Here is a 7481-nt window from a genome sequence, read left to right as displayed (position 1 = left end):
ATATCTCTTTTCTTTTTAAAAGTCTATTTGTTATTTTAATTTATGGAAATAGTATGATATTTACATTCCCACGTAGAGTGATTTAAATGGTTTACGTTTGACATATACGATTCCTTATTTTTTTATGCTTTGAGCGGCATAAATTATTTTCGGAAATCTTCCGTATATGTCAAACATTAGGATTCCTCCGCTTAAAGCGGAGGCTTAGCATCTGGGAAAGTTATATAGGTCTTGCTTCTATGCAGCTTCTTATAACTGAATCGGGTTCTGGCAATGGCTCAATCTAATTTTACACCTCTTGACGGGACTCTATCGATAATATTTATTTACGGAACATACTTAAAATAGCCACACCCCATCTTATAGGATTATACCATGCTCTTTCATAGGTGCGTCTAGAAGGACTATTTGAAATTAATCCTACGTTTTCTATAGTAGCGTGAGCTTTTTTTTCAGGTACGCTCTTTTTTTGATACCATTTATAACAAATCGTTAATGCTGATAAAAATATTCCTCCTGCACGCATTCCATAAGCCCACACAGGATTAAATTCTGCTCCAAGCACCAATCCAGCACTTATTGGAAGAGCTAAAACAGACATAAAAGCAAAACTGACACTGGGAGCAAATATTACTTCTTCATATCCACTGAATGCGCCTCCTCCAACATTTCTTGGTCCATCCGCAAGCAGACTTATGGAGTTAACTAATAACATTGTATCAGCAAGGCTTTGTATTGTATCCCAATCATCTTTAGATTCTATATCTTGAGGAGTTCCTTCAAAAAGTCTTTGTAATGGATGAGACAATCCTATAAATAAGCCTGCAGTTGCTAAAGAAGAGAAAAAACTAATTGCTATTGCTGCAGAACCAAGTCTTTTTGCATTGTTTAAAGCTATTTTATATTCTTCCTGTCTATCTTGGGCTTTTAATTTTTCTGCTTGTCCAAGCTTTTGTGAAATAATAATGCCACTTGCTTGCGTGAGGGCTATTAGTATAAAGTTATATGCAATAATAGGTTGAATAGAAATCTGTTCTGCAATTTGGGTATTTCTGTTTAAAGTTCCCAGGATCATTGAATTTGCAGCTAAATTACCCCATTCCATAAATCGTAGTAATCCTAATGGACCTCCCTTTGTAATAAATTTTCTCATATTATTTGTATAAGTTGAAAAAGAAAAGTTTGATAATAGTGGGTACTTGGTGTATGCTTCGCTGTAAGAAATATAAGTCCTTATTGCTAAAAAAGCGCTCAATGTTCCTATCGAGGTTCCATATCCTAGTCCTGCAACGCCTAATTTTGGACAGCCCCATGCACCCAAAGCTAAGGGGTAACTTGCCAATAAAGATATCGCTGTTCTAGAAATAGAAATAACTATCGGTAAATTATTTTTATTTAAAGACAAAGCTAATTGTTGATCTACTAAAGTCCAATAGGTTGGTAACACTGAACCAATTGAATAGTAAAAGAAATAATCCTGCACATTATCAGCTATAGAGTTTTCTACGCCAGTACTTTTTAATATTCTACCTGCATTTAAGTATATAGCTAGTGAAGGAATTGTTAAGATTAACCCTGCAAAATATCCATTTCTCACAACATCTCTTAACCCCTCATGGTCTTCCATTGCAGCTCTCTTACCACCCAAAATTCCACAACATGAAAGTATGGCCCCAATTGAACCCGTAACGCTATTCATATAAGTAGAAATTAAAGGACCTGCAGCGATGGCATCGGGATCTTCTAATTGAGCTAAAATAATATTATTGACAATAGATTTTGAAATTACTGGGGCCATAGATATTATAAGGGGAATACTTGATTTAAGAACAGTTTTATAAGCATTTCGATTCGTGAGGAGAAGCTCACTTTCTGTCACTTCATTTATAGAAATCTTATGATCATTAAATTTACGACCTTCTGGACTTTCAATGGTTTCATTATTCAACAGTCTTAGGTCCTCTAAAGAATGATTAATTGGTAAAATAGTGGCTTTGTGCGTTTTTTTATCTTGGGTATCATCAAATTCAGAGTCCATAGCAACAGCAAGATTTTGAAAGCTAAAGGTTATAATTAAGAATATAGATATTATTTTTTTTGTTACATTAGTAAAGTAATTCATTACATTTTCCTTTAGGTAATTGACCTGCTGCGTAAGTTAAAGTTGATATCTGAAATGCCTCAGAAATCCTTAAATGAAAATGGATAGGATTGAGCTACCCAGCGAATCTAATAATAGACTATTTTATTTTTAGTAAGTATTTACACTTTCTTTTTAGCTTAATAATCAATTTATTATGAATAATTCTTACTAAAAAATCCGTAATTTTTACGGATAAAAAAAGAAGAATTAACGCATTATGTTCAAAAAAATATTAAAAAGATTTTTATAACTCAGGAGATAGGAATGTTAGATGAAAATTTTTCTCAAAAATTAATTATTAATTTATGTCCAACGGGTATGGTCCCTCAGAAAAAAAACTGTCCTTTTGTTCCTATTTCAGCGACAGAAATAGCAAAGGATGTTCAACGGTGCCACAATTTAGGTGTTTCTATGGTGCATCTTCATGCGCGTTTAACTGATGGAACTCCTACATGGGAAAAGGCATATTTTGAAGAAATAATTAATGAAATACTTATACGTATAAATGATATTATTTTGGTTGTTACAACAAGTGGAAGAAATTGGCCAGAAATAGAAAGAAGAAGTAATAGTCTAGAGTGCCTTCCTACCCCAGATATGGCTTCTTTAACACTTGGATCTATGAACTTTCCTAAAGAGCCCTCCATTAATTCTCCAGATACAATAATAAGATTAGCAGAGATAATGAACGAGAAAGGCATAGTTCCAGAGCTTGAGGTGTTTGATATTGGTATGGTTAATTTTTCTAATTATTTAATTAATAAAAATATCTTAAACCCTCCATTTTACTATAATTTAATACTGGGTAATCGAGGAACCGCAGATCTTTCACCAATAAATATAGCCGCTCTTTTGAGCACACTTCCTCATGGAGCAACTTGGGCTTTAGGAGGAATTGGAAGATATCAATTAGCAGCAAATAGTTTGGCTTTGTCTTTAGGTGGGCATGTGCGGGTTGGATTAGAAGATAACCCTTATTACGATTGGAGTAAAAAAACAGATGCATCTAATCCTGTTTTAGTTGAAAGAATTGTTAATCAAGCTCGTTTATTGGGAAGAGAAATTGCAAATGTAGAAGATGCAAGGAGAATAATAGGTTTGCCTCAAAGAAAGCAGGAAGCCAAGGAGGTTGCATAATGGATTGTAAAGTTGTAGCAGAATGTGTAATACCAACCAAATTCTCAGATAATTCTCTATTTCATTTAATTGGTTTTGAGATAAACGGGGTAGAAAATCAGGTTGTTGCTTTTTCTACAAGGCCCTATAAAGATTTAGCTAATAAAGTTATTACGCTAAGAATCCATAGTGCATGTATTACAAGTGAAATTTTTGGATCTTTAAAATGTGATTGTAAAGAGCAGCTTAATCTTTCTCTAAAAATGATTTCTAAAAAAGAAAATGGGCTTTTAATTTATTTTATGAATCATGAAGGAAGAGGGATAGGGATTAATAATAAAATAAAGGCATATAAATTTCAAGAAAGCGGTCTTGATACGATTCAAGCTAATATAGCATTAGGACTTGATGTAGATAAAAGAGACTTTTCTCCAGCTGTTTTAATTTTAAAGTATTTTAATATAAAAAATGTGCAACTTATCACTAATAATCCTAATAAAATTGATGTACTGATTAAATCAGGAATCAATATTGTAAAAAGAATAGAACAAGACATATCTCCTAATGTTTATAGCACTGCATATCTTGAAACAAAGATAAATAGAATGGGGCATTTTATGAAACAGCATAAGCAGTGTTGCAGTGCATGAGGCATAAAAATATGAAAAATATTTGGAATGAAGGGAAAACATATGAAGAGACTGCGCGAGAAATTCAACAGTTAAATTGTAATCTTCTGGCAGGCATGTATTCTAAGTATTCTTTAGGGAAACAAACTGTTTTAGAAATGGGGTGTGGGACAGGATATCTTACAGAGAGTTTGTCACAAATAAAAAACGTAGAAAAAATTATGGCTTTTGATCTCTCAAAAGAGATGCTGGATGTCGCTAAGGCAAAGAAAATCTTGAATACAATTTTTATTAATATTTCTTTTAATGCATTGGAAACAGAAGAGGTATTTACTAGTTTTGTAAGTAATGCAGCTTTTCATTGGTTGTTCCCAAACTATTCTCGTGCTCTTGATAAGATAAATTCATTACTAAAAAAGGATAGTTTTGTTTATATTGCAACTGCAGGAAAGAATAAGGATTCTGAGGAATATGATAATATGATGAATGACGTTCTTCTAGATATAAATCCTACTTATGAATCATTTTCGAAACGACGCTTATCAATTATAGACATTAAAAATTTAATCAAAAATACAAACTTTATTTTAGAAGATGTTTTTTTGGTGTCGCGTGAAGTTGTCTGTACCCCTTTTGAATTTGTACAATGGCTTTTTGCGAGTGGCTGTTCATTTAAAGAGGAGATGCCGAATGATAAAGAGAAATTATTTATTAAGTTAGAGAAGGCTAACTTTAAAAATATATGCCATTGGACTACTTTTTTTCTTTTAAAAAAACGTTGAGAATTTTAATGGAACAAAAAAATTGTTTTCAATCACATCGTGATTACTTAATAAGGTGTTTGAAATTAGCTAAAACGTTTTCTGGTCAATGCTTTCCTAATCCTGCGGTTGGAGCATTAATTGTAAAAAATGGAAAAATAATTTCTGAAGGCTGGCATGAAGGAAAAGGTAAACCTCATGCTGAGAGGAATGCATTTTCTAAATTACAAGAATGCCCAGAAGGAGCCACGATTTATATTACTTTAGAACCATGTTGCCATTGGGGAGTAACTCCTCCCTGTGTTGATGCAATTATAGAACATAAAATATCTAAAGTTATTTTTTCTCAAAAAGATCCTAATTCCTTAGTGAATGGGCAAAGTATAAAAATTCTTGAAAAAAGAGGTATAAAGTGTATTGAAATCCCAGTAAAAGAAATTTCTTCATTTTATGAGGGATATTCAAAGTGGCATTTAGAGGGTGTCCCTAAAGTAATAGCAAAGCTTGCAATGTCTTTAAATGGAAAAATAGCAGGTAAAAAGGGAGAAAGAATTAATATTACTGGAAAATTTCTAAATGATTTTACTCATCATCAACGCAAAGAACATGATGCGATTCTTACTACTGCCGCAACAATTATAAAAGACAATCCTATGTTTAATGCTAGAATTAATGGATTATTTTATCCTAAAGACCTTTACATACTGAATAGCAGATTAAATTTACCTTCTAAGAGTAATATTTTTTCTTATTCAAAACATGTTACATTATTTTGTAATCCGGATAATATTAAGAATAAAAACTTATATAAGTTTAATAATGTTGAATGTATTTCCATTCCTTCATATAAATTTGGCTTGCTAGATATTAAAGAAATATTAAAGATAATAGGAAGAAAGGGCGTGCATAATTTATGGGTTGAGGCTGGAGGCCTGTTAACTTACAGTTTAGTTCATAAAAAACTTGTTGATGTGCTTTATCTCTACTTAAGCCCTCAATGGTTAAATCCTTATTTTACTGATGGATTTCAAAAAGAATTTGATTTTAGATCATATTTTTCTAACATAACATACGAGACTTTTGGGGGTGAATGCTTAATAAAAATGAGTCATAAATATTAAAAGACTTGTAAGGAATTATTATGTTTAAAACATATCCTAAATACGCTAGCAACTTTATGGTTTCTACAGGATGTCCCTTTGCGAGTCTTACAGGAATGAGGATATTACAAAAAGGCGGAACAGTTTTTGATGCTGCTCTCGGAGTTTCTGCAGTTCTTAATGTTACTCTTCCGATGTCTTGTGGAATTGGTGGGGATATCTCTCTAATAGGATATACAAAAAAAAATAATAAAATTTTTTGTTTGAATGGGTTAGGTGAAACACCAAAAAACGCAACTTTTGAAAACTTTAAGAAAAGAAAATTTTTAGAGTTACCAAGAACAGGGATTTTATCTGCAACAGTACCAGCTATGTTTCACACATATTTAAATTTATATAAATTATGTAAACTTCCTTTAAATGTATTACTTTATGATGCTATTAAATATGCGGATGAAGGAATCCCTATTGGAAATCAATTTAAAAGATGGACCCAGAGTAATTATAATATTATTAAAGATGACGATTATCTATGTAAGCTCTTTTCCTTGAAAAAAGATATAATTAAACAGCCTGAGTTAGGAAATACTTACAAAAAATTTATAAAATTTAAAGATTCTTTTTTAAACTTACAATCTGAATTTGTTAATGCTTTATATTTAAAAACTCAAAAATTAAGTAGTTTTTTTGATAAAGAGGATTTTTGCCGCGCACAAGCTTTTTTTGAATCTCCTCTTTCTTTAAAATTTGGTCTTTATCATGTATATGTTCCGCCATTACCTACGCAAGGATATTTATTACTTCAAAACTTAAAATTATTTGAAATATTTAACAAAAAGCAAGAATTTAAAATCTATGGAGAGAAAATTCATTTGTTGAGCGAAATTTTTAATTTAACATTTGAACAAAGGCTTAAGAAAGCATGTGATCCGAAAGTCAGAGATGAAACTAATTTTCTTTTAAGCAAAGGCAATCTTTTAAATATGGCATCTCAAATAAATTTAAAAATGAAAAGTCAGTGCCGATATAAAGGACATTACAAAGAAAATGATACAACAAACTTTGTCATTTCTGATAAAGAAGGGAATTCGGTTTCTTGTATACAAAGTTTATCTATGGGGTTTGGTTCAGGAGTGGCTTGTGAAGAAACGGGTTTAATTTTTAATGCAAGACTTGGTAGAGGATGTACTTTAAATCAAGAAGATCCAAATTTTATAAAACCCTATTGTCGTCCAATTAATACAATTATTCCCTATATTATAACCTACAAGGATAATTTCTATATGGCTGGGGGAACGCCTGGAGGGGACGGACAACCTCAATGGAATGCTAATTTCTTAATATCGATTTTATTTGAAAAAGAGCTTCTTGAAGACGCTCTTTTAAAACCAAAATGGACTTTTTTTCCCGGGGGAGATGTTTTTGAAAAAGATATAGATCCTTGCATTTGTGTTGAAAATTCCATGCCACAGGAGGTAGATGATTTACTGAAAGAAAAAAATCATATTGTTATTAGAAAGAAAAGAATTCCTGGATGTTTACGTATCATACAGAAGGGTAAAAGTTATCTTAAAGGAATGGATGACGGTGGTGAAGAAGGACTTACATTAGGAGCTTAAATAAAAAGGTTTTTGTGTATTAAATTTATTTAATCAATAAAAATTAGAAAAATTTAGAGATTTCATTTTTTTATACACTTTTTAGAATGTAAGTATTTTAAAACGTTAATAAA

6 protein-coding genes are annotated in these 7481 nt (G+C 31.5%); 5 read left to right on the top strand and 1 reads right to left on the bottom strand.

What is annotated here, in order from left to right; all coding sequences use genetic code 11:
* Positions 1-322: 322 nt before the first annotated feature.
* Positions 323-2122, bottom strand: a complete 1800-nt coding sequence (locus tag JSS34_03275; GenBank protein MBS0185359.1) for a hypothetical protein — start codon at positions 2120-2122, stop codon at positions 323-325.
* Between the two features lie 285 nt (positions 2123-2407).
* Between JSS34_03275 and JSS34_03270 the strand changes: the two genes are divergently transcribed.
* The 5 genes from JSS34_03270 to JSS34_03250 are packed head-to-tail and all read left to right on the top strand — an operon-like array spanning position 2408 to position 7368.
* Entirely contained in the window at positions 2408-3280 is an 873-nt protein-coding gene (locus tag JSS34_03270) for a 3-keto-5-aminohexanoate cleavage protein (protein ID MBS0185358.1), read from the top strand.
* Positions 3280-3909 carry a GTP cyclohydrolase II gene (locus tag JSS34_03265; protein MBS0185357.1) on the top strand — a complete coding sequence of 210 codons (630 nt, stop codon included), beginning with the start codon at positions 3280-3282 and terminating at the stop codon, positions 3907-3909. Before JSS34_03270 ends, JSS34_03265 begins: the two co-directional genes overlap by 1 nt.
* An 11-nt stretch (positions 3910-3920) precedes the next feature.
* The gene (locus tag JSS34_03260; protein MBS0185356.1) at positions 3921-4670 is read left to right on the top strand and encodes a methyltransferase domain-containing protein; all 750 of its coding nucleotides are present in this window, start codon (positions 3921-3923) and stop codon (positions 4668-4670) included.
* Positions 4671-4678: 8 nt separating this feature from the next.
* The gene (gene ribD / locus JSS34_03255; GenBank protein MBS0185355.1) at positions 4679-5770 is read left to right on the top strand and encodes a bifunctional diaminohydroxyphosphoribosylaminopyrimidine deaminase/5-amino-6-(5-phosphoribosylamino)uracil reductase RibD; all 1092 of its coding nucleotides are present in this window, start codon (positions 4679-4681) and stop codon (positions 5768-5770) included.
* A 20-nt stretch (positions 5771-5790) separates the two neighbouring features.
* Entirely contained in the window at positions 5791-7368 is a 1578-nt protein-coding gene (locus JSS34_03250; GenBank protein ID MBS0185354.1) for a gamma-glutamyltransferase, read from the top strand.
* Positions 7369-7481: the final 113 nt, after the last annotated feature.

It is taken from the genome of Pseudomonadota bacterium (genome assembly GCA_018242545.1).
Lineage (GTDB): Bacteria > Pseudomonadota > Alphaproteobacteria > 16-39-46 > 16-39-46 > 16-39-46.
The sequence above is the reverse complement of the archived record's forward strand: the minus strand, read 5'-3'. Positions and strand labels throughout refer to the sequence as shown.

Excerpts from the sequence above, each read along its gene's own strand:
- JSS34_03260 (MBS0185356.1), top strand. The coding sequence starts at position 3,921 with ATGAAAAATATTTGGAATGAAGGGAAAACATATGAAGAGACTGCGCGA.
- JSS34_03270 (MBS0185358.1), top strand. The coding sequence starts at position 2,408 with ATGTTAGATGAAAATTTTTCTCAAAAATTAATTATTAATTTATGTCCA.
- ribD (MBS0185355.1), top strand. The coding sequence starts at position 4,679 with ATGGAACAAAAAAATTGTTTTCAATCACATCGTGATTACTTAATAAGG.
- JSS34_03265 (MBS0185357.1), top strand. The coding sequence starts at position 3,280 with ATGGATTGTAAAGTTGTAGCAGAATGTGTAATACCAACCAAATTCTCA.
- JSS34_03250 (MBS0185354.1), top strand. The coding sequence starts at position 5,791 with ATGTTTAAAACATATCCTAAATACGCTAGCAACTTTATGGTTTCTACA.
- JSS34_03275 (MBS0185359.1), bottom strand. The coding sequence starts at position 2,122 with ATGAATTACTTTACTAATGTAACAAAAAAAATAATATCTATATTCTTA.